The 25,158-nt window shown below is 68.7% G+C and carries 21 protein-coding genes, 2 tRNA genes and 1 pseudogene; 7 read left to right on the forward strand and 17 right to left on the reverse strand.

Annotation, left to right across the window (positions count from 1 at the left end):
• Positions 1 to 117: 117 nt before the first annotated feature.
• Both pknB and V4Y04_RS18375 read left to right on the forward strand, forming a co-directional pair.
• Positions 118 to 2,109, forward strand: coding sequence for a Stk1 family PASTA domain-containing Ser/Thr kinase (pknB, locus tag V4Y04_RS18370; RefSeq protein WP_332429298.1), 1,992 nt, complete (start codon positions 118 to 120; stop codon positions 2,107 to 2,109).
• A 187-nt stretch (positions 2,110 to 2,296) separates the two neighbouring features.
• The gene (locus V4Y04_RS18375; RefSeq protein WP_332429299.1) at positions 2,297 to 3,331 is read left to right on the forward strand and encodes a restriction endonuclease; all 1,035 of its coding nucleotides are present in this window, start codon (positions 2,297 to 2,299) and stop codon (positions 3,329 to 3,331) included.
• A gap of 96 nt (positions 3,332 to 3,427) precedes the next feature.
• On the opposite strand, the gene V4Y04_RS18380 is transcribed toward V4Y04_RS18375, so the two are convergent.
• The 6 genes and pseudogenes from V4Y04_RS18380 to V4Y04_RS18405 all read right to left on the reverse strand — a co-directional run bounded on the left by V4Y04_RS18380 (position 3,428) and on the right by V4Y04_RS18405 (position 7,966).
• Positions 3,428 to 4,189: a class E sortase gene (locus V4Y04_RS18380; protein ID WP_332429300.1), complete on the reverse strand. Its 762-nt coding sequence runs from the start codon at positions 4,187 to 4,189 to the stop codon at positions 3,428 to 3,430.
• Positions 4,190 to 4,202: 13 nt separating this feature from the next.
• Positions 4,203 to 5,471: a class E sortase gene (locus tag V4Y04_RS18385; RefSeq protein WP_332429301.1), complete on the reverse strand. Its 1,269-nt coding sequence runs from the start codon at positions 5,469 to 5,471 to the stop codon at positions 4,203 to 4,205.
• Positions 5,468 to 6,109, reverse strand: coding sequence for an aminodeoxychorismate/anthranilate synthase component II (locus tag V4Y04_RS18390; protein WP_332429302.1), 642 nt, complete (start codon positions 6,107 to 6,109; stop codon positions 5,468 to 5,470). Before V4Y04_RS18390 ends, V4Y04_RS18385 begins: the two co-directional genes overlap by 4 nt.
• The gene (locus V4Y04_RS18395; protein ID WP_332429303.1) at positions 6,106 to 6,267 is read right to left on the reverse strand and encodes a hypothetical protein; all 162 of its coding nucleotides are present in this window, start codon (positions 6,265 to 6,267) and stop codon (positions 6,106 to 6,108) included. The genes V4Y04_RS18390 and V4Y04_RS18395 overlap by 4 nt, the downstream gene beginning before the upstream one ends.
• 52 nt (positions 6,268 to 6,319) lie before the next feature.
• Positions 6,320 to 7,044, reverse strand: a pseudogene (locus tag V4Y04_RS18400) (sortase domain-containing protein).
• Positions 7,045 to 7,186: 142 nt separating this feature from the next.
• On the reverse strand, positions 7,187 to 7,966 hold the full coding sequence (locus V4Y04_RS18405) for a DUF881 domain-containing protein (RefSeq protein ID WP_332429304.1): 780 nt from the start codon (positions 7,964 to 7,966) through the stop codon (positions 7,187 to 7,189).
• Positions 7,967 to 8,106: 140 nt separating this feature from the next.
• Here V4Y04_RS18405 and crgA point away from each other — a divergent pair, with 140 nt between their 5' ends.
• Positions 8,107 to 8,364, forward strand: coding sequence for a cell division protein CrgA (gene crgA / locus V4Y04_RS18410; RefSeq protein WP_332429305.1), 258 nt, complete (start codon positions 8,107 to 8,109; stop codon positions 8,362 to 8,364).
• A 311-nt stretch (positions 8,365 to 8,675) separates the two neighbouring features.
• On the opposite strand, the gene V4Y04_RS18415 is transcribed toward crgA, so the two are convergent.
• Both V4Y04_RS18415 and V4Y04_RS18420 read right to left on the reverse strand, forming a co-directional pair.
• Entirely contained in the window at positions 8,676 to 9,563 is an 888-nt protein-coding gene (locus V4Y04_RS18415; protein WP_332429306.1) for a rhomboid family intramembrane serine protease, read from the reverse strand.
• A gap of 110 nt (positions 9,564 to 9,673) precedes the next feature.
• Positions 9,674 to 10,201, reverse strand: a complete 528-nt coding sequence (locus tag V4Y04_RS18420; protein WP_055594763.1) for a peptidylprolyl isomerase — start codon at positions 10,199 to 10,201, stop codon at positions 9,674 to 9,676.
• 324 nt (positions 10,202 to 10,525) lie between these two features.
• On the opposite strand from V4Y04_RS18420, the gene V4Y04_RS18425 reads away from it, so the two are divergent.
• A complete protein-coding gene (locus V4Y04_RS18425) occupies positions 10,526 to 11,224 on the forward strand; it encodes a DUF5324 family protein (RefSeq protein ID WP_332429307.1) in 699 nt (232 codons plus the stop codon).
• Between the two features lie 316 nt (positions 11,225 to 11,540).
• Here the strand turns inward: V4Y04_RS18425 and V4Y04_RS18430 are convergent.
• Positions 11,541 to 11,613 (reverse strand) — tRNA-Ala (locus V4Y04_RS18430).
• A gap of 182 nt (positions 11,614 to 11,795) precedes the next feature.
• On the opposite strand from V4Y04_RS18430, the gene V4Y04_RS18435 reads away from it, so the two are divergent.
• Positions 11,796 to 12,344 carry a helix-turn-helix domain-containing protein gene (locus V4Y04_RS18435; protein WP_332429308.1) on the forward strand — a complete coding sequence of 183 codons (549 nt, stop codon included), beginning with the start codon at positions 11,796 to 11,798 and terminating at the stop codon, positions 12,342 to 12,344.
• A gap of 232 nt (positions 12,345 to 12,576) precedes the next feature.
• Positions 12,577 to 14,304: a serine/threonine-protein kinase gene (locus tag V4Y04_RS18440; RefSeq protein ID WP_332429309.1), complete on the forward strand. Its 1,728-nt coding sequence runs from the start codon at positions 12,577 to 12,579 to the stop codon at positions 14,302 to 14,304.
• A gap of 43 nt (positions 14,305 to 14,347) precedes the next feature.
• Here V4Y04_RS18440 and V4Y04_RS18445 read toward each other — a convergent pair whose 3' ends face one another.
• Positions 14,348 to 15,667, reverse strand: a complete 1,320-nt coding sequence (locus V4Y04_RS18445) for a hypothetical protein (protein WP_332429310.1) — start codon at positions 15,665 to 15,667, stop codon at positions 14,348 to 14,350.
• Between the two features lie 205 nt (positions 15,668 to 15,872).
• The gene (locus V4Y04_RS18450; protein ID WP_003999697.1) at positions 15,873 to 16,001 is read right to left on the reverse strand and encodes a DLW-39 family protein; all 129 of its coding nucleotides are present in this window, start codon (positions 15,999 to 16,001) and stop codon (positions 15,873 to 15,875) included.
• Positions 16,002 to 16,338: 337 nt separating this feature from the next.
• Between V4Y04_RS18450 and V4Y04_RS18455 the strand changes: the two genes are divergently transcribed.
• Positions 16,339 to 16,722 carry a DUF6344 domain-containing protein gene (locus tag V4Y04_RS18455; protein WP_332429311.1) on the forward strand — a complete coding sequence of 128 codons (384 nt, stop codon included), beginning with the start codon at positions 16,339 to 16,341 and terminating at the stop codon, positions 16,720 to 16,722.
• A 528-nt stretch (positions 16,723 to 17,250) separates the two neighbouring features.
• Here V4Y04_RS18455 and V4Y04_RS18460 read toward each other — a convergent pair.
• From V4Y04_RS18460 to recF, 6 genes are all read right to left on the reverse strand, one after another.
• Positions 17,251 to 17,324 (reverse strand) — tRNA-Ile (locus V4Y04_RS18460).
• Between the two features lie 121 nt (positions 17,325 to 17,445).
• The gene (locus V4Y04_RS18465; RefSeq protein WP_332429312.1) at positions 17,446 to 18,192 is read right to left on the reverse strand and encodes a DUF3566 domain-containing protein; all 747 of its coding nucleotides are present in this window, start codon (positions 18,190 to 18,192) and stop codon (positions 17,446 to 17,448) included.
• An 18-nt stretch (positions 18,193 to 18,210) separates the two neighbouring features.
• Entirely contained in the window at positions 18,211 to 20,802 is a 2,592-nt protein-coding gene (gene gyrA / locus V4Y04_RS18470; RefSeq protein WP_332429313.1) for a DNA gyrase subunit A, read from the reverse strand.
• A 42-nt stretch (positions 20,803 to 20,844) separates the two neighbouring features.
• A complete protein-coding gene (gyrB, locus tag V4Y04_RS18475; RefSeq protein WP_332429314.1) occupies positions 20,845 to 22,905 on the reverse strand; it encodes a DNA topoisomerase (ATP-hydrolyzing) subunit B in 2,061 nt (686 codons plus the stop codon).
• 454 nt (positions 22,906 to 23,359) lie between these two features.
• Positions 23,360 to 23,923 (reverse strand): DUF721 domain-containing protein, encoded by a 564-nt coding sequence (locus V4Y04_RS18480; protein WP_332429315.1) that lies wholly within the window; start codon positions 23,921 to 23,923, stop codon positions 23,360 to 23,362.
• On the reverse strand, positions 23,920 to 25,041 hold the full coding sequence (gene recF / locus V4Y04_RS18485; protein ID WP_332429316.1) for a DNA replication/repair protein RecF: 1,122 nt from the start codon (positions 25,039 to 25,041) through the stop codon (positions 23,920 to 23,922). The genes V4Y04_RS18480 and recF overlap by 4 nt, the downstream gene beginning before the upstream one ends.
• Between the last annotated feature and the right edge of the window lie 117 nt (positions 25,042 to 25,158).

A 25,158-nucleotide genomic window follows, 5' to 3' on the forward strand; every position in this document is an offset into this window, starting at 1 on the left:
CGGCTGCGGTACTTGGCCAGGTCACACAAAGCGAGCCGGGTACCGTATCCCCGGACGGCAGCCTCCGACCGCGCGAACGTGCCGGCCGGGACCGACGGAGAGGGCTGGTAGGTAGCTATGGAAGAGCCGCGTCGCCTCGGCGGCCGGTACGAACTGGGCCACGTGCTCGGCCGCGGTGGCATGGCAGAGGTATACCTCGGCCACGACACCCGCCTCGGCCGCACCGTTGCAGTGAAGACGCTCCGCGCCGACCTCGCGCGTGACCCGTCCTTCCAGGCCCGGTTCCGCCGGGAGGCCCAGTCGGCCGCCTCGCTCAACCATCCCGCGATCGTCGCGGTCTACGACACGGGCGAGGACTACATCGACGGGGTCTCCATCCCGTACATCGTCATGGAGTACGTCGACGGCTCCACGCTCCGTGAACTCCTGCACAGCGGTCGCAAGCTGCTGCCGGAGCGGACGCTGGAGATGACCATCGGCATCCTCCAGGCCCTGGAGTACTCGCACCGGGCCGGCATCGTCCACCGCGACATCAAGCCCGCGAACGTCATGCTGACGCGCAACGGCCAGGTCAAGGTCATGGACTTCGGCATCGCCCGCGCCATGGGCGACTCCGGCATGACGATGACCCAGACCTCGGCGGTCATCGGCACCGCCCAGTACCTCTCACCCGAGCAGGCCAAAGGCGAACAGGTCGACGCCCGCTCCGACCTCTACTCCACCGGCTGCCTGCTGTACGAACTCCTCACCGTCCGCCCGCCGTTCGTCGGCGACTCCCCCGTCGCGGTCGCCTACCAGCACGTCCGGGAGGAACCGCAGGCGCCGAGCGTCTTCGACCCCGAGGTCACGCCCGAGATAGACGCGATCACGCTGAAGGCGCTCGTCAAGGACCCCGACTACCGCTACCAGTCGGCCGACGAGATGCGCGTCGACATCGAGGCCTACCTCGACGGCCGGCCCGTCGCCGCCACCGCCGCGATGGGCACGGCCGGCTACGGCGGCTACCCCGGCGACCAGCCGACGACCGCCCTGCGCTCGGACTCCGGCGCCGCGACGTCGATGCTGCCCCCCATGAACCCGGACGACGGCGGCTACGACGACCGCCCCGGCCGGCGCCGCCAGCAGAAGAAGAACAACACCTCGACGATCCTGCTCGTCGCGTCGGGTGTCCTGGTCCTGATCGGCGCCATCCTCCTCGGCCGCTGGGCCTTCTCCGGCGACGGAGGCGTGGGCAACGACACCCTCAAAGCCCCGAACTTCATCGGCATCACGAAGGAAGACGCCGAGAAACAGGCCACCAACACCGACCTGGTACTCGAGTTCACGGAGAAACCCTGCGAGAACCAGGCCAAGGGCAACATCTGCGAGCAGGACCCCGAGGCGGGCACCGACGTCGAGAAGGAATCCACCGTCAACCTGGTGGTGTCCACGGGGGCGCCCAAGGTGGTGGTGCCGAGCGTCGTCGGCGACAACATCGACGACGCCAAGGCGGAGCTGGAGGACGAGAAGTACGCCTTCGTCGTCGAGACCAAGGAGAAGGAGGTCTCGGAGACAGCGGGCACCGTCCTCGAGCAGGACCCTCCTCTCGGCGAGGAGGTGGAGAAGGGCACCACCATCACCCTCACCGTCGCCAAGGCAGTGGCCAGGTCGACGGTCCCGGACGTCCTCGGCAGGACGTGCGACGAGGCCAAGACACAGATGAGCGCCAGCGACCTGGTGGGTAACTGCACCGAGCAGGAGGTCGACGACCCGAACCAGGCCGGCAAGGTCATCTCGACCACACCGGGTCCCAACCAGCAGGTCGACAAGAACTCCCAGGTGCAGATCGTCATCGGCAAGGCCAAGGAGGCCGAGCAGCCCGAGAAGGTCGCCGTCCCTAACGTCAACGACCAGACCCTCGAAGCCGCCCGAAGGCTGCTCGAGGAAGCCGGGCTGGCGGTCGGCGAGGTCAAGGGCTCACAGGATCCCAACGCCCGTGTCGTCGGCGCCAACCCGGGCCAGGGCAACCCGGTCGACAAGGGAACGGCAGTCACTCTGTTCACCGTGGACCAGGGTGGCAACAACGGCGGCGGCTTCCTCGGCGGCCTCACCGGCGGCAACAGGGACTGACCCCTCCGGACACCCCGGACGCGCCGGAGCCCCGGGCCCCTCTTCGGAGGGGCCCGGGGCTCTTTCATGGACCCGGCCTGAACGCGTGTCCTCGCCTCGCTCGTGCCTTCGCGTGCCACCGCCCGTTGATCGGGTGGGGTGGGGCATCCGAGCTCTGCTCCGACCACGAGAACCGAAGGGGCAGAAGGTGATCAAGGAATCGGTACTGCTGGAATCGCAGACGCTGCGCAGCATCGTGCTGGACCGCGGGGACGTGCTCGACAAGGTCAAGGCCCTGTCGCTGCTGCCGGACGGAATGCACGTGACGACGGCGATGGTGGCGACGTACTTCGAGGTGGCCGAGACAGTCATCAACAACCTGCTCAGCCGCCACCGCCATGAACTTCAGTCCAACGGAATGCAAGTCCTGCGCGGTTCAGAACTGCGGAATTTTAAGGAACTCAACCTGAGTTCCTATGGCCATCCACAGCCGCGCTCGGCCCTCGCCATCTGGTCCCGCCGTGCCGTCCTCAACGTCGCCATGCTCCTCCGGGACAGCGAAGTCGCACGTCAGGTGCGTGTGTATCTCCTGGACATGGAGCACCTGGCGCGCACACAGCCTGTGGACAACCCAGGCCTCACCGAACCCGTCTCCCTCGATGCCCGTATCGACCAGCGGATCACCCACATCCTCGGCAGGACGGTCGTACCGATGTTCAACACCCTGATCGCCTCCTCCGGCGAACACCGCCGCGAGCTCATCGAACTCCGCGAGGACATCGAGAACGTCGAACGCAGAATGTGCTGGCACCACAAGCGCCTCGCCACCCTGGAAGGAGAGAACCCGACGGAGAACGTCAGGTCGACACTCAAGGCGATGACCTGGCAGGCTTTCGAGCGGCATGTCGCCGACCTGCTGCGGCGTGACGGCTGCATCGATGTCGTCGTACGGCAGGCCCGCAGCGACAGGGGCATCGACATCACCGGCCGCACCGCGGACGGGCGGACCGTGGCCGTCCAGTGCAAGAACCGGCCAGGACGCTGGACCGTGCCCAGTGCCGACATGCAGAAGTTCGCGGGCGCGGCGCGTGCCATCGACCGTGTGGACCTCGCGCTCTTCGTCGCCACCTGCGACTTCAGCCACGAGGCGCAGGCGATCGCCGACCTGACCGGGGTCGTCACGGTCAATCGGGAAGAAGTCGAGGCCTGGACCGCCGGGGTGCGTCTCAAGGCTCTGCGGTAACGGCGGATCGCAGAAGCCCGAAGCCGCAAGAGCAAGTTGCGGCTTCGGGCCTCCGTCATGTTAGGGGACCGAGGCCCTCGCAGAACCTCGGCGCCTTCAGCGCAGTTCCTCCGGCGGTGTCCGGTCCTCGTCGACCTTCTCCGTACGGACCAGTTCACCCCAGACGACGTAGCGGTACTTGCTGGTGTACACCGGCGTGCAGGTCGTCAGGGTGATGTAGTGGCCGGCCTTCTTGCGGCCGGACTCCTCGGGGACCTTCGCGAGGACGTCCACGTTGTACTTCGAGGTCTCGGGAAGGATCGCGTAGGTCTTGTAGACGTACCAGGTGTCCTTCGTCTCGAAGACGATCGGGTCGCCGTCCTTGATCTTGTGGATGTCGTGGAACTTGGCCCCGTGGCCGTCCCGGTGCGCGGCCAGCGAGAAGTTGCCCTTCTTGCCGGACGTCGGCAGGGTCGCCTTCACCGGGTCGGTGTAGTAGCCGGCGACGCCGTCGTTGAGCACCTTCATCGTGGTGCCCTTCTCGATCAGGATGTCGTCGCCCATCGCGGGCACGTGCAGGAAGCCGATGCCGTTCCTGCTGTCGTAGGAGGCGGGACCGTCACCGGCGTCGCCACCGGGTCCCTGGGCCCAGTTGTCGCGCACCTTGTCGGCCTGCTTGCCCGCCTCCCGGTCGGCGAGCACGTTCGTCCACCACAGGGAGTAGACGACGAACAGGCCGAGCACCAGGCCCGCGGTGATGAGGAGTTCCCCGAGTGCGCTGACCAGCAACGCGCCCGGTCCCATACGGCGGCGGGCCGGAGGTGGCGGTGACGCGGGCATGGGGGTGTGCTCTTCGGTGTCGTCGGCGGTCGCTGCCACGTTTCCTCTGCCCTTACCTGACGAGCGCATCCGGCTTGCCCTTGCTGCGCGGCCGTTCCTCGTCCATCTTGCCCCAGACGATCATGCGGTACTTGCTGGTGAACTCCGGCGTGCACGTGGTCAGCGTGATGTAGCGGCCCGGCCCGGTGAAGTTCGACCCCTTCGGGACGGGCTCGAGGACGCTCACGTTGCTCGGCGGCGTCACCGGCAGGATCGACGCCATCTTGTAGACGAAGTACGTGTCCTGCGTCTCCACGACGATCGGGTCGCCCGGCTCCAGCCGGTTGATGTACCGGAACGGCTCCCCATGCGTGTTGCGGTGCCCCGCGACCCCGAAGTTGCCCTTCTTGTCGTTCGGCATCGCCGTCTTCAGGGCCCCCTCCGCGTAATGGCCCACCATGCCCCGGTCGAGCACCTTCTTGCTGTCGATGCCCTCGGCGATCGGCACCACCACGTCCAGCTTCGGGATGTGCAGCAGCGCGAAACCCTGACCCGGCTCGAACGCGCCCGGCTTGCGCTTGCCGTTGGCCCAGTCGCTCTGGAGGTCGCTGGCCTCCTGACCGGCCTGTGCCTGCGCACGCACATTCGTCCACCACAACTGGTACGTCACGAACAGCAGCATCAGCACACCGCAGGTGATGAACACCTCGCCGATACCCCGGCTCGCGACGACGGCGGGACTCACCTTCCGCTCCCGGGCCCGCCGCCGCGCCTCCACGCGCGAGAGCGGCGCCTGAGGCGCGCTGTGCCCCTGCCGGACATCACGGCCCTCGGAGGGGCTGTTCGCGCCGCCACGGCGCCCCTGGCGCCTCTTGGTGGCCTTCCTGCGCGCCGCCCGGCCCTCGGGAGCCACCGGGGGCTCCGTGCGCGCCCCGCCCGCCCTGTCCGTCCCATACACCGCGTCCGCCGCGTCCGCCGCAGCACCGCCCGTGCCCGTCGTGTACCCCGTGCCGTCCGTACGCCGCGCGCGCCCCACGCGCTGCGGCGGCGGATCGGGGATCCGCAGCGCCACCGTCTCCTCGTCGACGGGCGGCAGGTAGGCGGTGCTGTCTTCGGGGTAGGCAGCACCGCTGCCGGGGCCGACGACGGCACCGCCGTAGGGGTAGGCGCCCTGCTGGGTGGTGTCGTACCAGTCGCCGCCCCCAAACGTGCCGGGTGCCCCGTACGGCTGCTGCTGCCCGTACGAGGTCCCCTGCTCGCCGCCGGTGCCGTACGAGAAGCCCTCCGTGAAGGACTCCCCGTGTCCGGCGCCGGACTCGCGCTCGGGGCGCAGCGCGGTCACGCCGACGACCTGCCCACCACCGGGGCGAGCCCCGCCGATCTCGCCACCGCCCCCTCGTCCCCGCACTCCACCAGCCAGTTGGCCAGCATCCGGTGACCGTGCTCGGTGAGCACCGACTCGGGATGGAACTGCACGCCCTCGACGCGCAGTTCACGGTGACGCAGACCCATCACGATGCCGTCCGGCGTCCGGGCCGTCACTTCCAGCTCCTCCGGTACGGTGGCCGGCTCGGCGGCCAGCGAGTGGTAGCGCGTCGCCGTGAACGGCGACGGCAGGCCCGCGAAGACGCCCTTGCCCTCGTGCTCGACCGGCGAGGTCTTCCCGTGCAGCAACTCGGGGGCACGGTCCACGACACCGCCGTAGGCCACCTGCATGGACTGCATGCCGAGGCAGACACCGAAGACCGGCACCCCGGTCGACGCGCAGTGCCGCACCATGTCCACACAGACCCCGGCCTGCTCGGGAGTCCCGGGCCCCGGGGACAGCAGCACGCCGTCGAACCCTCCCCCACTCGCATGCGCCGTCGACACCTCGTCATTGCGCAGAACCTCGCACTCGGCGCCCAGTTGGTAGAGGTACTGCACCAGGTTGAAGACGAAGCTGTCGTAGTTGTCGACGACGAGAATGCGCGCGCTCACTGGCTGTCCACCGTCACATCATTGAAGGGCAGCAGCGGTTCCGCCCAGGGGAAGACGTACTGGAAGAGGACATAGACCACAGCGGTGGCCAGCACGAGTGAGATGAGCGCCCTCACCCATCCGTTACCCGGCAGATGCCGCCAGATCCAGCTGTACATGCCGTCCCTTCCGTCGCACCACGGCACCAGACCCACGCCGTACGTCACCAGACTAACGGCGCAACGCCTCCGGTTTCCCGGCCTCCCCAGGCTGCGTGAAGTCCGGATGGGCCCAGACGATCAGCCGGTGGCTGGGCCCTATTCCGGTTCGCACGTCGTCAGCGTCGAGTAACGGCCCGGACGCGTACACCCGGAAGTACGTGGACCAGGGCCGTTCACCTCGATGTCCGTGGGCGCGGTTCTGCACGGACCCCGGCCGATCCGGTACGTGAACCAGGTTGTCCCGTCGGTCACAGCACCACCGCATCGCCCCGCCCGAGCCAGGGAAAGTCCTTGAACGGGTCGCCATGGGTGCGCCGGTGACCGGCGACGGCGACGGCGACGGCGACGGCGACGGCGACGGCGACGGCGAAGTCACTCTCGCAGTCCAGCCGCGCGGCGTTCACCTGGTCACCGGGTCTCCTCTTCGGGATGCCGGCCTCCGTTCCCTCGAGCACGGGCTTGTTCCACGTGAAACCAAGACGCGGGATGTACATGCTCGCGAAAGGCTTCCCCGCGACGTACGGCTCCGGCTCCGGCTCCGGGGGATGCGCCGGGGATGCACCGGAATTCACGGTGGGCACGGGCGAGGACGTGGCGGCCGGTGGCGCGGACCTGGCGGCCGACAGGGCCACTCCCCCTCGTCCACCGGCCCTCGAGGAGCGCGATCCGGCCGTCCATGACCTGACCGGCCCTGACCCCGGCACGGAAGAGGACCTGGGTGGCGAAGGGCACCATCAGGGTGCCGAAGAGCACGATCAGCGTGCTGACTGGTGTCGCACAGCTCGCTGACGGTCCTGACGGTCCTGACGGCCCCACGCACCGACGGCTCCCGGCCTCACCCGGGGTCTGCCCCGGCCCGGAGTCTGCCCCGCGGCCTCTACTCCACCGGCTTCGCGTGGTGCAGGTCCACTGTGCCCGAGTAGCCGGGCAGAGTCATCGGCCCGTCGTCCTCGACCTTCCAGCCGAGCCCGTAGACATTGACGTACACCATGTAGTTCTGGATCGACGAGGAGGCCGCGAGCGCGTTCTTCAGCTTCTCCGGATCACCGACCGCCGTGATCTTGTACGGCGGCGAGTAGACGCGGCCCTGGAGAATCAGGGTGTTGCCCACGCAGCGCACCGCGCTGGTGGAGATCAGCCGCTGGTCCATGACCTTGATGCCCTCGGCGCCGCCCTGCCACATCGCGTTCACCACGGCCTGGAGATCCTGCTGGTGGATGACCAGATAGTCGGGTTCCGGCTCGGGATATCCGGGAAGCTTGGCGGTGGCGTCCGGTGGAGCGTCGTCGAGTGTGACCGTGACGGCCTCCCCCTTGAGCTCCTGCGTCCCCGCGCGGTGCTCCAAGTCGACGAGTTCGTCGTCCTCCGCCGCACTCCTGCCGGCATCGCGCCCGGCAAGGGACTCGACGTCCCCGCGCAGAGCCGCGTTGGACTTCTCCAGCTCACCGTTCTTCCGGCTGCGCTCATGAATGAGGTCGGACAACTTCAGCAGCGAGTCGTCCGTGCGGATGTTGGTCCCCTTCGCCGTGTCGAAGCTGGTGAAGAAGAGCAGACCCGCGAGGGCGAAGACACCCGTGGTGAGAATCCGGACGGGCCGGAAACCCCATCGGCGGACAGGACTGGATTCCGTCCCGGGAGAGTCGGCAGAATTGCTCAACGTACCCTTATCTCCTTCGGCGCCACGGAAGGACTACGCTAACGGACGCCCGGGGGAGCGCTCGGAGTCCCCTCCCAACCGCCCCGAGCCCGACCCAGTTCCCTGCGCGGCCACGCAGCGCATCGACAGGAGAGACCCTCGTGCCGAAGTCACGTATCCGCAAGAAGGCCGACTACACGCCGCCGGCGGCGGCGAAGCAGACGACCGCCCTCAAGCTGACCAGCCGCTCCTGGGTCGCGCCGGTGATGCTGGCTCTGTTCCTGATCGGCCTGGCCTGGATCGTCGTGTTCTACGTCACCGACGGCACGCTGCCCATCAAGGATCTGGGCAACTGGAACATCGTGGTGGGCTTCGGTTTCATCGCCGCCGGATTCGGCGTCTCCACGCAGTGGAAGTAGCGCCCGGCAGCGCTCACCACCCGCTGAACCAGATCCTGCCCGGAGCTGCCCGACAGCTCCGGGCGGGACTGTCCTCAGCGCTGGGCGGGACTGTCCACCGAGTTATCCACAGGCATTTCCACAGCGTGGGGAAAAGAAACGACGATCTGTGGATAACCCCTCGGACGTTGACGCCCGTGTAACAGAAGCACCGGTAACCGAATACCTGTTCGCACGCCTCTGACCTGGGAAAACACAAGTCAGTGACATCGGGCACAGATGTTCCCGCACGGTGTGCACAAGATCCGCCACATGCTGTGGACAACGTGTCCTCAGACGAGCTGAACCGTCCTCACCAGGGTCATCGACACGACCACGGCAAGAACCAGCGCACAGGTTCCGTACTGGATCAGCGCTCGCCGCTCACGCGGCGCGTGGACCATGGCGTATCCGATCACGACACCGGCGACAAGTCCTCCGATATGGGCCTGCCATGCGATGTTGCTCCAGCCGAAGGTGAAGATCAAGTTGATCACCAGCAGGGCGATGATCGGCCGCATGTCGTAGTTGAGCCGCCGCACCAGGACCGCGGTCGCGCCGAACAGCCCGAAGATGGCACCCGAGGCACCGAGCGAGGCCGTGGACCCCGAGGCCAGCAGATAGGTCAGCGCACTGCCCGCCAGGCCCGAAATCAGGTAGAGCGCGAGATAGCGTGCCCGGCCGAGGGCCTGCTCGAGCGGTCCGCCGAGCCACCACAGACCGAGCATGTTGAAGGCGATGTGCCAGATCTCCTCGTGCGTGAACATCGAGGTGACCAGGCGGTACCACTCCCCCTCGGCGACCCCCTCGGTGGGATGGAACGGCACCGGGGGCCAGAGCCCGATCAGCATGAGATGGCCCAGCAGCGACGACCAGACATGCACCGCGATGAACACCGCGGCATTGATCCCGAGGAGGACCTTGGTGACCAGCCGGGGGTCCGCGGCGACGGTGCCGCCCGCGATCGTGCGGGGCATGGAGGCCGTGGGCGCGTGGCCGGTTGCCGAGCCTCCGCGGACGCATTCGGGGCACTGGAACCCGACCGAGGCGCTGATCATGCACTCGGGGCAGATCGGACGTTCGCAGCGGGTACAGCGAATGCCGGTCTCACGGTCCGGGTGGCGATAGCAGACGAGGACACCGTGGGCGTCCTGCGGGCTGCCGGCAGCCTGGTCGTCCATGGGTTCCCCTAGGTCGTGTGGAAAAGCCCCGCCCCGCCCATCCTTACGGATGAGCGGGGCGTTTGGTTCCCTCTGGGGGGCTTGCGCGCTCCTCGGGGGCAGGGCCGTCCTCAGCCCTCGCGAATCTCGACCGACTCGATGACGACGTCATTGAGCGGACGGTCGGTTCGCGGGTTGGTCTGCGCGGCCGCGATGGTGTCGATGACCTTCTGGCTCGCGGCGTCGGTGACCTCGCCGAAGATGGTGTGCTTGCGGTTCAGCCACGCCGTCGGAGAGACGGTGATGAAGAACTGCGAGCCGTTGGTGCCCGGACCGGCGTTGGCCATCGCCAGCAGGTAGGGCTTGTCGAAGCGCAGGTCCGGGTGGAACTCGTCCTCGAACTGGTAGCCGGGACCGCCGGTGCCGTTGCCCAGCGGGTCCCCGCCCTGAATCATGAAGCCACTGATCACCCGGTGGAAGACCGTGCCGTCGTAGAGCTTGGCCGTGGACTTCGCCCCGGTCTCCGGGTGCGTCCACTCCCGCTCGCCCTTGGCGAGCTCGACGAAGTTCTTGACGGTGATCGGCGCCTGGTTCGCGAAGAGCCGGACCTCGATGTCGCCGTTGTTGGTCTTCAGGGTGGCGTAGAGCTGGTCAGCCACGGTGTGCCTTCCGTTGTCTTTCCGTAACTCCCTGATCCTCGCATGGACGGGGCGCACAGTCGCCGTCACCCGCTCCCAGGAGGGCGACAGGGCCGAACAGCTTGCGGAAACCGGGTGAGTGCCGCCGTGACGGGGGCACTCGGCAATGATCCGTGGCATGGTCGACGAACCAGCTCCTGTTCCCCCGCATTCATCCGCTATTGCACTCGATCGATGCCATCGGCACCCATATGCCCGCCCACACATGCCCGACGTCGACGCGGGATGCATGATCCGTAAAAGGGTGGACAGTCGAAAAACGTACGCCACCGAGGAGGAGGAACCGTGACCCGCATCGAAAGCGTGCGCGCCGCGACTGATTCGGCAAAGGACAACGTGCTGCACGCCGCGGACGTGGTGGCGCCCTACGCCGACACAGCCAAGGTGAAGGCCGCGCACTACGCGCAGGAGGCACGCGTACGGCTGGCGCCCAAGGTGACACAGGCCGCAGGGCATGCCCTGGTCCAGTACGGCACCCATGTCCAGCCGTACCTGGAGCAGGCCCGCACCCATGTGCCGCCGAAGGTCGATCTGGCCGCCCATGAGGCAGCCGTCCGCACCCGTAAGGCCGCCCAGCAGGCGGCGGACTACTCCCGGCCGAGGATCGAACAGGCCAGGGCCGCCGCCGGCCCGGCGAAGGACGAGGCGGCGGCACGCAGTGCGGCGGTGCTGGCCGCCCTGCGTGGCCAGGTCTCGGCCCAGCAGATCCAGAAGCTGGTTCGCAAGCAGCAACGGCGCGCGAAGGCCGGTCGTGCCGCGAAGGTGATCGTCGTCCTGGGTGCCGTTGCCGGCGGCGCCTTCGCCGCCTGGAAGTGGTGGGACAAGCAGGCCAACCCGGACTGGCTGGTGGAGCCGCCGCCCGCGACCGATGTCCGGGAGTCCGGCACGCTGACGTCGGTGGACGGCAGCCGCGGGGCCACGCTGGACCCCGAGGTCCGGGCGAAGGAGGCCGAGGAGGCCGCCAAGCGCGACGAACAGCCGTAGGCCTGTTTGCGCGTGGCGGCGCACCCGCCTGCGGTGTCAACAGCCCGGTGGGGCAGGAGGATTCAGCGCCTCCTGCCCCACCGGGCTGTTTCACGTGAAACAGGTCCCGGGAAGCGGCGAACGGGAACCGGGCGGCGGAAAGCCGGGAGTCCTGGACGTCGGGCTACGGCGGGGAGCCGGGGCCGGACGTCGGGCTACGGCAGGGAGTCAGGGCCGGAGGCCGGGCCACGGCGGGGGAACGAGGCCGGCAGCCGGGAGAGAAGCCGATGGAAAAACCCCTCTCACCTGCGTTTTCACAGGTGAGAGGGGTTTTTTGTGGAGCCTAGGGGAGTCGAACCCCTGACATCTGCCATGCAAAGACAGCGCTCTACCAACTGAGCTAAGGCCCCGTGGACAAAGCGTCCACCAGGAAGAAGGACATCCGGGCGGGCGCCAGAACCAGAGTACCGGGTCACCGGGGGGGTTCTGCAAAAAGGATTGGGGGTCCCCGTGACCGACCACTCTCCGTAAGATGCTTGGCGTGGTTCGCTACAGCGAAGCACGGTTCTTGGGGAAGCGATGGGGAGACGCAATGGACGCCGCACAGCAGGAAGCCACCGCAAGAGCGCGGGAACTGCAGCGGAACTGGTACGGGGAGCCACTGGGGGCGCTCTTCCGTAAGCTCATAGATGATCTCGGCCTCAACCAGGCTCGTCTCGCGGGGGTACTGGGACTGTCCGCTCCGATGCTGTCGCAGCTGATGAGCGGCCAGCGGGCGAAGATCGGCAATCCCGCCGTGGTCCAGCGGGTACAGCTGCTGCAGGACCTGGCGGGACAGGTCGCGGACGGAAGCGTCAGCGCGGCCGAGGCGACCGAACGCATGGAGGAGATCAAGAAGTCGCAGGGCGGCTCGGTGCTCAGCAACACCGCGCAGACGACAAGCGGTTCGGGGGCGCCCACGGTCAAGCGGGTGGTGCGTGAGATCCAGTCGCTGCTGCGCTCGGTGGCTGCCGCCGGTGACATCATCGACGCCGCCGACACTCTCGCCCCGACCCATCCCGAACTGGCAGAGTTCCTCCGGGTCTACGGCGCCGGCCGCACCTCCGACGCGGTCACGCACTACCAGTCCCACCAGAACTGAGGCTCCGGCCGCCGGAGGGGGCCGGCGGCCGGAGGGGGCCGGCGGCCGGAGGGGGCCGGCGGCCGGAGGGGGCCGGCGGCCGGAAACGCGGGAGGGACAGCCGGGGGGAGTCGAACCGTTCGTCGCGGGGGAAGCAGTCGAGGGGAAGCAGTCGGCGTGAGGCAGAACGTGAGCCAGAAGGGGTAGGGCAGGACCAGGCACGGCACCGCTGGGGGAGGAGCGACGCACAGTCATGGGTGAGGTCTTTGCCGGCCGGTACGAACTGGCCGACCCGATCGGGCGCGGAGGGGTCGGTGCCGTCTGGCGTGCCTGGGACCACCGTCGCCGCCGTTACGCGGCCGCCAAGGTCCTGCTGCAGAGCGACGCCCACTCCCTGCTCCGTTTCGTGCGCGAGCAGGCCCTGCGGATCGACCACCCCCATGTGCTCGCCCCGACCAGTTGGGCCGCCGACGACGACAAGGTTCTGTTCACCATGGACCTGGTCGCCGGCGGTTCGCTGGTCCACCTCATCGGCGACTACGGTCCCCTGCCGCCGGTGTTCGTCAGCACCCTGCTCGACCAGCTCCTGGCGGGGCTCACCGCGGTGCACACGGAAGGCGTCGTCCACCGCGACATCAAGCCCGCCAACATCCTCCTGGAGGCCACCGGCACGGGCACGCCGCGGCTGCGGCTGTCCGACTTCGGCATCGCCATGCGGCTCGGAGAGCCCCGCCTGACCGAGGCCGACCTGGTGGTGGGCACGCCCGGTTATCTCGCGCCGGAGCAGATGATGGGCTCCGAACCGGATTTCCCCGCAGACCTGTTCGCCGTGGGCCTGGTCGCGCTGTATCTGCTGGAGGGCGCCAAACCGGATGCCAAGGCCCTCATCCAGTACTTCGACGAACACGGGACGCCCGGGGCTCCCCAGGACGTCCCCGAGCCGCTGTGGCAGGTCGTGGCCACTCTGCTGCAGCCGGACCCGCAGGCGCGGTTCCGTACGGCCACGGGGGCGCGCAAGGCCTTGGCGGCGGCCAGGGAGCTGCTCCCGGGGCCTGGGCCCGACGACGAAGTGATCGAGATCTTCGACCAACTCGGCCCGCTTCCCGCGGGCTTCGGCCCCGACGGCCCGCTGAAGGCGGCCTCGGGCGTGCGATCGGAACGGGGCCGGGGCAGGGGCCGCCCCGGAGCGGAGGAGCGACATCCGGAGCACGGGGAGACGGGCCGCCCGGGGAACGCCCGGCCGGGGGACCTCGGACCGGCGGGCGCCGGAACACCAAGTGCCGGAACACCAGGTGCCGGAATGGCGAGCCCGGTGTTCCAGCCCTTCGGCGGAGACCACAGCACTCCGGCGTTACCCGGTTCATCCTCCATGGGAAGCGGTACCGGTTCCGCCGACCCGCTCCAGGGCACCACCCCGGCGCCGCATTCCGCCCCCCACACCACCTGGCCACCCGCCTCCGGCATCGTCCCGCCTCCGGCACCCTCCGTCCCCCCGCAGCCGCCCTCCATGTCGGACACCGGCAGCTTCCACCTGCCACCGCCCCGGGCCACGGTCACCCCCTCGCCCTCGCCCGCTCCGCCGCGTCACGCGCCCACGCCGGCGGCGCAGCCACAGGCTTCGTTACCGGCACCGCCTCGGGTACCGGGGCTGCCCCAGCCGCCGTACAACGCGCATTCGCAGGTCGCCCACTCCGGCTCCGTGTCCCCCGTATCTCCTCACGACCCCACCCACCCGCTGCGCTCCCCCCTGCCCCGGACGTCCACGCGTTCCCGCCCCATGTCGCACCGCGCCGATCCCTCCACCGCCGAATACACCGCCGGGGTCCCTGATGCCCCCTCCCAGGGCAGGGCGGGGCCACGGCACGGAGCGGGCAGCCGACGTCGTCGCCGTCCCGGCCCTCCCGCGCGAGTGGCAGTCCCTCTCCTGCTCCTGGCCCTGGCCTGTTACGCCGTGGGGTTCTGGGCGCTCACCCGCATCTGAAACCCCTGCCGCTCCACGGACCGCCGTCCCGGCAACTGCCTTTCTAGCCCGGGAAGACGGTTCTCCGCCGCGCCACCGCGGTCCACACCCCGAGGCCCACCAGCAGTGCGCTGCCGGTGCCGATACCGCCCACCGCGAGCGCCGTCATCACGGTGTCGTCGTTCGCTGACCCATCCGCCTGCGGCCCGTCCAGCGCCGCCTCGTGGTCCTGCCCACCGGCCGCGAAGACGTCCGACGGCACGGACTCCCCCGCGTATCCGGGCCCGTCCTGCGCCGTCCCGCTCACGCGTACCCGCAGCGTCAGCGGGACAGGCCCGTCGCCGAAGTCGTCCGCGACCTTCTCCGCGAGGTGCGCGACGAGGTAGTACGAGCCGGCGAAACGCATCGCCGCGACCTGGCTGTTGGGCGCGTGGCGATTGGCGTACGCGACGGGGGGCAGCGGGGAGAGGCTGCCCGACTTCTGCCTGCCGTCGTAGCCGATGCCCACGTCCGCGACATGTCCGCGTACGGGATTGTAGAGGTCCAGGTCCAGTGCGGCGGGGACGAATCCGGCCCCTCCCGAGCTCGAACTGCCCAGTTCGGCGGTGGCGTTGAGCTGTCGGCCCCAGGCGACCGGGACCTTGTAGAAGAGCGTTCGGCCGGGTCTGATGTCGTCCCGCCAGACTCCCTCACCGAGTGGGGTGGCCTCGGTGAAACCGGCGCCGCCGGCACGCCGTCGGGCCTCCCCGGCGACGGGTTCGGGCGAGGCGGAGTTCCACGCGTCCGGCGCGGTCGTCGCACCGGCCCGCACCGGCCGCGGTTCCGACACGGTGGTGAGCTCCAGCTCCCAGGCATCGGGGGAGGCGCCCTTGCCGTCCGGATCCGCGCGTTCGACGATCATGTAGTACGTACCGGCGTCCTTGCAGAGGAACCGCCGGGGAGAGATCTCCCGCGCGGCCCACGCCGCGACCGGATGCGGGCTGGCGGCGGCGCCGAAGGTCGCCGTGTCCACGCCGCAGGAGCGCCCGTCACCGTCCTGTACGGACACCTTGACGCCGTCGATGACAGCGGCGCCACCGCCGCCCGGCGGGACGGCGGTGGCGGAGGCATAGACGTTCGAGGCGTCGTCGAGTTCCAGGCGGTAGTGGACCGGGCCGCTCGCCGGGAGGGTGCTCCGATAGGTGCGGCCGGTCTCCAGCTGTACGGCGTCCGCGGTGCTCAGGGATCCTTCGACCCGCGGCGCGTCCTCCTCGAAGGCGTAGCTCCCAGGGGCCTCTGCGGCAACCGCCTCCTGCCCCGTGGGCACGCCCGGCACGCCCGGCACGCCCGGCACGCCCGTCAGCAGCACCGCGGCGAGCATCACCACTCCCGCGCGTCCGGCCACCGGGATCCGGCCGCCCCTCGCCGCCCGTGCACGCCGTCCCCACGCAGTACACCGCCGTGCCCTCACGCGCCACTCCTCGTCGTCGCCGGACGTCGCACCGTGACCATCCTGCCCCGCGGACAAGGCCCGTCGGCAAGGCCCCACACCACACAAAAACCCCGGCCGCGAGTGCGGCCGGGGTCTGTTCAGCGTCGTATGTCGGTACTCACGAACCCGTGGGCACGGAGTCAGTCGCCTCCGTCCACAGATCCTGCTCGGCGCGATCCGCCTGGATCTGGCGGTACACGAGGAGCCCGCCGATGGCGGCCAGTGCGACCAGGAGAAGCTTCTTCACCGCGCGACCTCGTCTTTCTTGACGTAGGGGACCTCTGGCGCCCGACTATACACACCGGCCGAGACCGATCGGTGACCTGCATCGGCCCGTCAACTCCCCTCTCGGGCCGCGCAGTAGAAGCAGGAAACAGCGGCCGGGCCGGAGGGTTGCCACCCCCACACGGTCGGTGATTTCAGCCACCTCCCTCCATGATCTTCCGCTTTTCGACCCCCTTGCGCCCATCCGGGTGGTGTTCATCTGAACATCGACGCGCCACGTACGCAGGTCCACCACTTCGCGGCCCGCATACACATCATGAGGAAAGTACGCAAATCGCCCGACCCGAAAGTGAGGGGCCATGGCCCGGAACAAGGTCATGAAGCTGTGGACCGCCATCATCACCGCCTTCCTCGCGCTGTGCACGGCGCTCGGATTCATCACCACGACCGCCTCCGCGGCCGTACCCCGGACCGAGACGGCGCGCAACAGCGAGCGCGCCCCGGACGCGACGGCGCCGGCGACGTCCGTCCGGCCCTGGTCCCATGCGAGGGCCCTGCCCCCCACGATGAAACAGCGCATCCGCGCGGAGGCCCACGGCGCATCCCCCGGCTGCCGCCACCGCCCGCTCGCGAACCCGGACCCGGCCCCGGACCCTGATCCGGCCCCCTCCACGTCCTGCTCCGACGACGACACCCCGCCCCCGACGGAACCCCTCAGAGGCCGCGTCCCGCTCCAGCGCTGAGCCCCGGAGCCCCGCACCCGCCAGCACCCCTTCCGTGCCGTTCCGGCTCCCCGAAGTCCCGGCGAACTCGCGTACAGCCCCAACGGCACGCGAAGAACAGCCCGGCAGCTCGAACACGAGCTGCCGGGCTTCCCCATGCGCCCACCCCGACGCCCCCACCCACTCACCGGATCATCAGGGTCCAAGGGGCAACCGCACACCCCGGTCCCCTGCCACAGCGGCGAAGGACGCGAAGGAAGGGCGTCCAGGCCACGCCCCACGACGCGACGGGACAGGGTGGGGTGGGGTCGGACGACAGAACGATGGAAACGAGTCCAGGCGGAACAGGGTCACCACGACCGCATCGGCCACCCCCACGCCGCCCGATGCCGACCGCGGGCGCCCCGGCCCCGCTCCACCCACCAGTGAGCTCCGCCGGCCACACCTCGCACCGGACACGGCACACCAACACCGCACCGCACCGCACGCGGAAGTCCCCGGGGACACCGAAAACCCCCGGCCGTATCGACCGGGGGTCTCGCAGTGATGTGGGGCTAACAGGATTTGAACCTGTGGCCTCATCCTTATCAGGGATGCGCTCTAACCAACTGAGCTATAGCCCCGCCGCGCTCTGCGGTACATGTCCCGCGCGCTGACTACTGAAGATTAGCGCACGACCGGGGCAGTCCCAAAATCGGTTGCCGCAGGGCGGTAGGAGCAGGTCGGGAAAGCGCTGAGCGCCGCTCACTCGTCCTCGGCCAGCGTCAGCTCGACGCCGCCCACGAAGCCCGCGGAAAGGTTGTAGATGAACGCGCCGAGGGTCGCCAGGGCCGTCGCCAGGACGACGTCGATGACCGCGATGATCGTCGTGAACAGCAGCACGTTGGGCAGCGACAGGAACGACTGGAGGTCGAAGCCGTTCGACTCGTTGGAGCCGGTCGCCTCGGAGATCGTGCCGCCGACGGTGGAGAAGACACCCATCGCGTCCATGACCATCCACAGCACCGCCGACGCGACGATCGTGCAGATGCCCAGGGCGATGGAGAGCAGGAAGCTGACCTTCATCACCGACCAGGGGTCGGCCTTGGCCACCCGCAGGCGCGCCTTGCGCACGCGCGGTGTGGTGCGCGCCCCGGTGCGTGGGCGGCGTACCGCGCCGGCCTGACCCCCTGCTGTACCGTCCTGCGCGGTGTAGGCCTGCGGCGGGTGGTACGGCCCCGCCTGTTGCTGCGACTGCCGTTCCCCCGGCAGCGGTGAGGCCGTGTGAGCAGCGCCGCCCTGTCCGGGCGCGCTCTGCTGCTGGCCTCGGGTGTCCGTCACAGTTCCCCCCTGGGATCCATGTCTGTCGGACGAAGGCGAGTCCTTGCCGGGCGACTTGATCGCTTTCAGGTTGGTCGTGTGCGGATCTGTCGCCCGTGCGGCAGAGCCACGGCCACCGCCGTCCGTGCCCGTACTGGTACCGGTCGGTCCGGTGCCCGTGGCTCCGCTCACGCTGACTCACTCCTCGTGCTACTCAGCCGAGGGCGCCTCACCCTCGTCCGTGCCGGTGGTCACGGCACCTTCATCGGTCTCGTCCACGGCCACGTCGCCGTCGACTTCCTCCGCTTCGCGTCCCGCCTCGGCGTTACGGGCGATGCCGACCACGGCATCGCGCTTGCCCAGATTGATCAGTTGGACGCCCATGGTGTCACGGCCCGTCTCCCTGACCCCGCTGACCCGCGTACGAATCACACCGCCCGACAGCGTGATGGCGAGGATCTCGTCGGTCTCCTCGACCACCAGCGCGCCGACGAGGGTTCCACGATCCTCTACGATCTTGGCGGCCTTGATACCGAGGCCGCCGCGGCCCTGGACGCGGTACTCGTCGACAGCGGTCCGCTTCGCGTACCCACCGTCTGTGGCAGTGAACACGAACGTACCGGGTCGAACAACATTCATCGAGAGCAGTTCGTCCCCTTCGCGGAAACTCATACCCTTTACACCTGAAGTCGCACGGCCCATGGGTCGCAAAGTCTCATCCGTCGCGGTGAACCTGATCGACTGCGCCTTCTTGCTGATCAGTAGTAGATCATCTTCTGGCGATACGAGCTCGGCCCCGATCAGTTCGTCATCGGCGCCGTCCTCCTGCTCCCGCAGGTTGATCGCGATCACACCGCCCGCACGCGGCGAATCGTAATCCTTCAGCGATGTCTTCTTCACCAGGCCGGCCTTGGTGGCAAGAACCAGGTAGGGCGCCGCCTCGTAGTCACGGATCGCGAGGATCTGGGCGATCGCCTCGTCCGGCTGGAAGGCCAGCAGGTTCGCCACGTGCTGTCCGCGCGCGTCCCGGCCTGCGTCGGGCAGCTCGTACGCCTTGGCCCGGTAGACCCGGCCCTTGTTGGTGAAGAACAGCAGCCAGTGGTGCGTGGTGGACACGAAGAAGTGGTTGACGATGTCGTCTTCCTTGAGCTTCGCGCCCCGTACGCCCTTGCCACCACGCTTCTGGGCCCGGTAGTCATCGGCCTTGGTGCGCTTGATGTAACCACCGCGCGTGACCGTGACGACGATGTCCTCTTCGGCGATCAGGTCCTCGATGGACATGTCGCCCTCATAGGGGATCAGCTTCGTCTTGCGGTCGTCCCCGTACTTCTCCACGAGCGCGGCCAGTTCCGCGCTGACGATCCCGCGCTGGCGGACCGGGGAGGCGAGGATCTCGGTGTAGTCGTTGATCTTCGTCTGAAGTTCGTCGTGCTCCTGGACGATCTTCTGGCGTTCCAGTGCCGCCAGCCGGCGGAGCTGCATCTCCAGGATCGCGTTGGCCTGGATCTCGTCGATCTCCAGGAGGCCCATCAGGCCCCCGCGCGCGATCTCGACGGTGTCGCTGCGCCGGATCAGCGCGATGACCTCGTCGATGGCGTCCAGGGCCTTCAGCAGGCCACGCAGGATGTGTGCGCGCTCCTCGGCCTTGCGCAGCCTGAAGCGCGTACGGCGGACGATGACCTCGATCTGGTGGTTCACCCAGTGGCGGATGAACGCATCCAGGGAGAGCGTGCGCGGCACGCCGTCGACCAGTGCCAGCATGTTGGCGCCGAAGTTGGTCTGCAGGTCGGTGTGCTTGTAGAGGTTATTCAGGACGACCTTGGCGACCGCGTCCCGCTTGAGCACGATGACCAGGCGCTGGCCGGTGCGGGACGACGTCTCGTCACGGACGTCCGCGATACCGCCGACCTTGCCGTCCTTCACCAGGTCGGCGATCTTCTGCGCGAGGTTGTCGGGGTTGGTCTGGTACGGCAGCTCGGTGACCACCAGGCACTGGCGGTTCTGGATCTCCTCGACCTCGACCACCGCGCGCATGGTGATCGACCCGCGGCCCGTCCGGTACGCCTCCTCGATGCCACTGCGGCCCACCACGAGGGCGCCGGTGGGGAAGTCGGGGCCCTTGATGCGCTCGAGGAGCGCGTCGAGCAGTTCCTCGTTCGACGACTCGTGGTGTTCCAGGTACCACTGGGCGCCGGCCGCGACCTCGCGCAGGCTGTGCGGCGGGATGTTGGTCGCCATACCGACCGCGATACCGGCCGATCCGTTGATCAGCAGGTTCGGGAAGCGGGCCGGCAGGACGGTCGGCTCCTGGGAGCGGCCGTCGTAGTTGTCCTTGAAGTCGACGGTCTCCTCGTCGATGTCGCGGACCATCTCCATCGACAGCGGCGCCATCTTGCACTCGGTGTACCGCATGGCCGCCGCGGGGTCGTTGCCCGGGGAGCCGAAGTTGCCGTTGGAGTCCACCAGCGGCATCCGCATCGACCACGGCTGCGCGAGGCGGACCAGCGCGTCGTAGATCGAGGAGTCGCCGTGCGGGTGGTAGTTGCCCATGACGTCGCCGACCACACGCGCGCATTTGTAGAAGCCGCGCTCGGGCCGGTAGCCGCCGTCGTACATGGCGTACAGCACACGGCGGTGGACGGGCTTGAGCCCGTCACGGACGTCCGGCAGCGCACGCGAGACGATGACGGACATCGCGTAGTCGAGGTACGAACGCTGCATCTCCGTCTCGAGCCCGACGGGCTCGACGCGCATGACGATGCCGTTCTCTTCGGACATGGCGGGAATGTTCTCGTCGGTCATTGCTGGTGAAGATCCTTCCTGGTGCGGTCAGCTGAGACCGACTCAGATGTCGAGGAAGCGGACGTCCTTGGCATTGCGCTGGATGAACTGGCGGCGCGCCTCCACGTCCTCGCCCATGAGGACGGAGAACAGGTCGTCGGCCTGCGCGGCGTCGTCCAGGGTGACCTGGCCGAGGACACGGTGCTCCTGGTCCATCGTGGTGATGCGCAGTTCCTCGGCGTTCATCTCGCCGAGGCCCTTGAAGCGCTGGACGGAGTCCTCACGGATGCGCTTGCCGGCCTGACGGCCCAGCTCGATCAGCGCGTCGCGCTCGCGGTCGGAGTACGCGTACTCGAAGTCCTCCCGGCCCCACTTGATCTTGTAGAGCGGGGGACGGGAGAGGAACACGTGCCCGGCCTCGACCAGCGGCCGCATGAAGCGGAACAGGAACGTCAGCAGCAGAGTGTTGATGTGCTGGCCGTCGACGTCGGCGTCCGCCATCAGGATGATCTTGTGATAGCGGAGCTTCTCGATGTCGAAGTCCTCGTGCACACCGGTGCCGAACGCGGAGATCATCGCCTGGATCTCCTGGTTCTGCAGGATCCGGTCGATGCGCGCCTTCTCGACGTTGAGGATCTTGCCCCGGATCGGGAGGATCGCCTGGTACTGCGGGTTCCGGCCGGACTTGGCCGAGCCGCCGGCGGAGTCACCCTCGACAATGAAGATCTCGCACTTGGTGGGGTCGTTCGACTGGCAGTCCGAGAGCTTGCCCGGCAGGGACGCCGACTCCAGCAGCCCCTTGCGGCGGGTCAGATCGCGGGCCTTGCGGGCCGCCACACGCGCGGTGGCCGCCGCGATGCCCTTGCGGACGATGTCCGCGGCTTCGTTGGGGTTGCGGTCCAGCCAGTCGGCGAGGCGCTCGTAGATGACCTTCTGGACGAAGGTCTTCACCTCGGTGTTGCCGAGCTTGGTCTTGGTCTGGCCCTCGAACTGGGGCTCGCTCAGCTTGACCGAGATGATCGCCGTCAGACCCTCACGGATGTCGTCGCCCGTGAGGTTGTCGTCCTTCTCCCGCAGCAGCTTCTTGTCGCGCGCGTACTTGTTGATGAGCGAGGTCATCGCCGCGCGGAAGCCCTCTTCGTGCGTACCGCCCTCATGGGTGTGGATGATGTTGGCGAAGGAGTAGACGCCTTCGGTGTAGCCGCTGTTCCACTGCATGGCGACCTCGAGGGACAGGAGCTTCTCCTTGTCCTCGGCCTCGAGGTCGATCACAGTGGGGTGCACCACGTCGCCCTTGCGGGAGTTGAGGTACTTCACGAAGTCGACGATGCCGCCCTCGTAGTGGTACGAGACGGCCTTGACCTCGTGCTTCTCGTCCTCGCCCGCCTCGTCCGCCCCGGCGGTGGCCTTCGCCGACTCCCGCTCGTCGGCGAGGTTGATCCGCAGGCCCTTGTTGAGGAACGCCATCTCCTGGAAACGCCGCGAAAGCGTCTCGAAGGAGTACTCGGTGGTCTCGAAGATGTCCGCGTCGGCCCAGAAGGTGACCGTGGTCCCGGTCTCGTCCGTGGCCTCCTGCTGGACCAGCGGGGCCGTGGGGACACCCAGCTTGTAGTCCTGCGTCCAGCGGTGGCCGTCGCGCTTGATCTCGACGGAGATCCTGCTCGACAGGGCGTTCACCACGGAGACACCGACGCCGTGCAGGCCGCCGGAGACCGCGTATCCGCCGCCGCCGAACTTGCCGCCCGCGTGCAGCACGGTCAGCACGACCTCGACGGCCGGCTTGTTCTCCGAAGGGACGATCCCCACCGGGATGCCCCGGCCGTTGTCGACGACCCGGACACCGCCGTCGGCCAGGATCGTCACATCGATCGTGTCCGCGTACCCGGCCAGAGCCTCGTCGACGGAGTTGTCGACGACCTCCTGCACCAAGTGGTGCAGCCCTCGCTCGCCGGTCGAACCGATGTACATACCGGGTCGCTTGCGGACCGCGTCCAGACCCTCGAGGACGGTGATGGCACTGGCGTCGTACGAAGCGGTGATCTCGCCGTTGAGGGCGGCCGCCTCGTTCTTCTCGCCGGTGTCGGTGGACGGGATGTTCTCGTTGGGGTTGCCGGAATCGGCCACGAAGCGCCCTTTCTGGCACACCACGAGCCTGGCTCGGCGGCGGGTTGCCGGAGCGGCTGCGGCATGTTGCGTTGATAAGCCTTGATCAGCGTTGCTCAGCTTTTCCCGGGCGGTCCCCACGATCGGGGCGGGATTGCTTCCAGTCTACCGGTAGCTCGGACATCGATGGGGGTTTGCCGGTGCCTGAGTCCGCATGTGCCGCCCTCAACCGGTCTCGTCCGACTCCCGATATACGGATGGGGGCCCCAAGAGGCTCACGAGGGCACCTAGCGCTTCCGGGCGTCCACCCTTTGCTGCTTACGAGTCAGGTGGCAATCCGGCACCCCGCCCAGGGGTGCGCCGAAAGGGGCGCCGACGGATCGAACGCACCCACGAAAGCTCTCGGTGTGACGTCGGTCACCCTCTGGCGGAAGACCCGTTACAGGGCTCGGAACATGGCTCGAAAGGGTCTGGGTCACCCGTACGTGTCGCCGGGACCAGTACTTCCGGGGGCGCGCAGCGGGCCGTAGCGGCGGGCCGGGCCACCCGGTCCGTTGACCTTGATCAGCCTCACTGTGCCGTGGCCCAGGTCCTCGTTCAGCCGGGCGACCAGAGTCGGGGCGAGCAACCTCAGATTCGTCGCCCACGCGGTGGAGTCACAACGCACGACCAGCACCCGCTCGTCCTCGTCGTAACGCTCCGGCTCACAGTGCTTGGCCACGTCCTCACCTACGATCTCGGGCCAGCGCCCCATCACACCGCCCACCGCGGCCGGGGTCTCCCAGCCACGTTCGGTGAGCAACCGGTTGATCGCCGCGCCGAGCGCCATGGGGTCGCGCCGGTCCCCGCGCGCGCCCGAGCGCAGGCCACCGCGCCGCGCCTGTTTCTTCTGCTGTGCCACGTCCCCCCGCGCGCGCGCCGCCTCCTTGGCCGCGCGCAACGCCACGCGCGCGAGGTCGACGCCCGAAGGTTCAGGGGCCGCCTTCCGAGGAGCTCCAGGGTCTCCGGGAGCTCCGTCGGGCCTGCCAGGCTCGCTCATACCCGTTCCACCCTCCCCTCGGCCACCACGAACCGCGTCCCCGACAACGCATGGGGGACGTCGTCATCGACCGCCGCGGTCACCAGCACCTGCTCGCCGGGCGCGACCAGCTCGGCAAGGCGCTCACGACGGCGGGCGTCCAACTCGGCGAAGACGTCGTCGAGGATCAGCACCGGCTCATTGCCCTCGGCGCGCAGCAGGTCGTAGGAGGCCAGGCGCAGTGCCAGCGCGTAGGACCAGGACTCGCCATGGGATGCATAGCCCTTGGCCGGCAGCCGGCCGAGATTGAGCAGCAGATCGTCGCGGTGCGGGCCGACCAGGGTGACGCCCCGCTCGACCTCCTGCTTGCGCGCCTCGGCGAGCGCGGCCGACAACTGTTCGAACAGGTCCTCACGCGTGTGCGCCTCACCGGGCGCAGACGACTTGTACTCCAGGGCGACGGGGCCGCCGCCCGGCGCGAGCTGTTCGTACGCCTTGTCGGCGAGTGGCTGAATCGCGGCGATCAGGTCCAGTCGCCGGGCCAGCAGTTCGGCACCCACACGCGCGAGGTGCTGGTCCCAGACGTCGAGGGTGGACAGGTCCATGGTGCGTCCGCCGTGGCGGCGGGCCAGCGCTGCAGACTTCAGCAACGTGTTGCGCTGCTTGAGAACACGGTCGTAGTCGGAGCGGACACCGGCCATGCGCGGGGAGCGGGCGGTGATCAGCTCGTCCAGGAACCGACGCCGCTCGCCGGGATCACCCTTGACCAGGGCGAGGTCCTCGGGCGCGAACAGGACGGTACGGACGATCCCCAGCACGTCCCGGGGCCTGACCTGCGAGGACCTGTTGATCCGGGCGCGGTTGGCGCGGCCCGGGTTCAGTTCCAGCTCGACGAGCTGCTGCCGCTCGCCCTGGCGGACCTGGGCCCGGATGATCGCGCGGTCGGCACCCATGCGGACCAGCGGAGTGTCGGAGGAGACACGGTGACTGCCGAGAGTGGCGAGATAACCGACCGCCTCGACGAGATTCGTCTTGCCCTGCCCATTGGGGCCGACGAAGGCCGTGACCCCCGGATCGAGCGGGACCTCGACCCGAGGGTAGGACCGGAAATCGGCCAGCGACAGGTGCGTGACGTGCATGGTTGTTCGCCGACCTCCCCCGGCGTTGTGGACCGTCGTGCGGCCCTGTGGGCTGCGGCCCCGGAACCGCCCCGCCTGCTCAGACGGTGGCCGCTCCGGCTGTTTCGTGGAGTGCTT

This window comes from Streptomyces sp. P9-A2 (genome assembly GCF_036634175.1).
Lineage (GTDB): Bacteria > Actinomycetota > Actinomycetes > Streptomycetales > Streptomycetaceae > Streptomyces > Streptomyces pratens.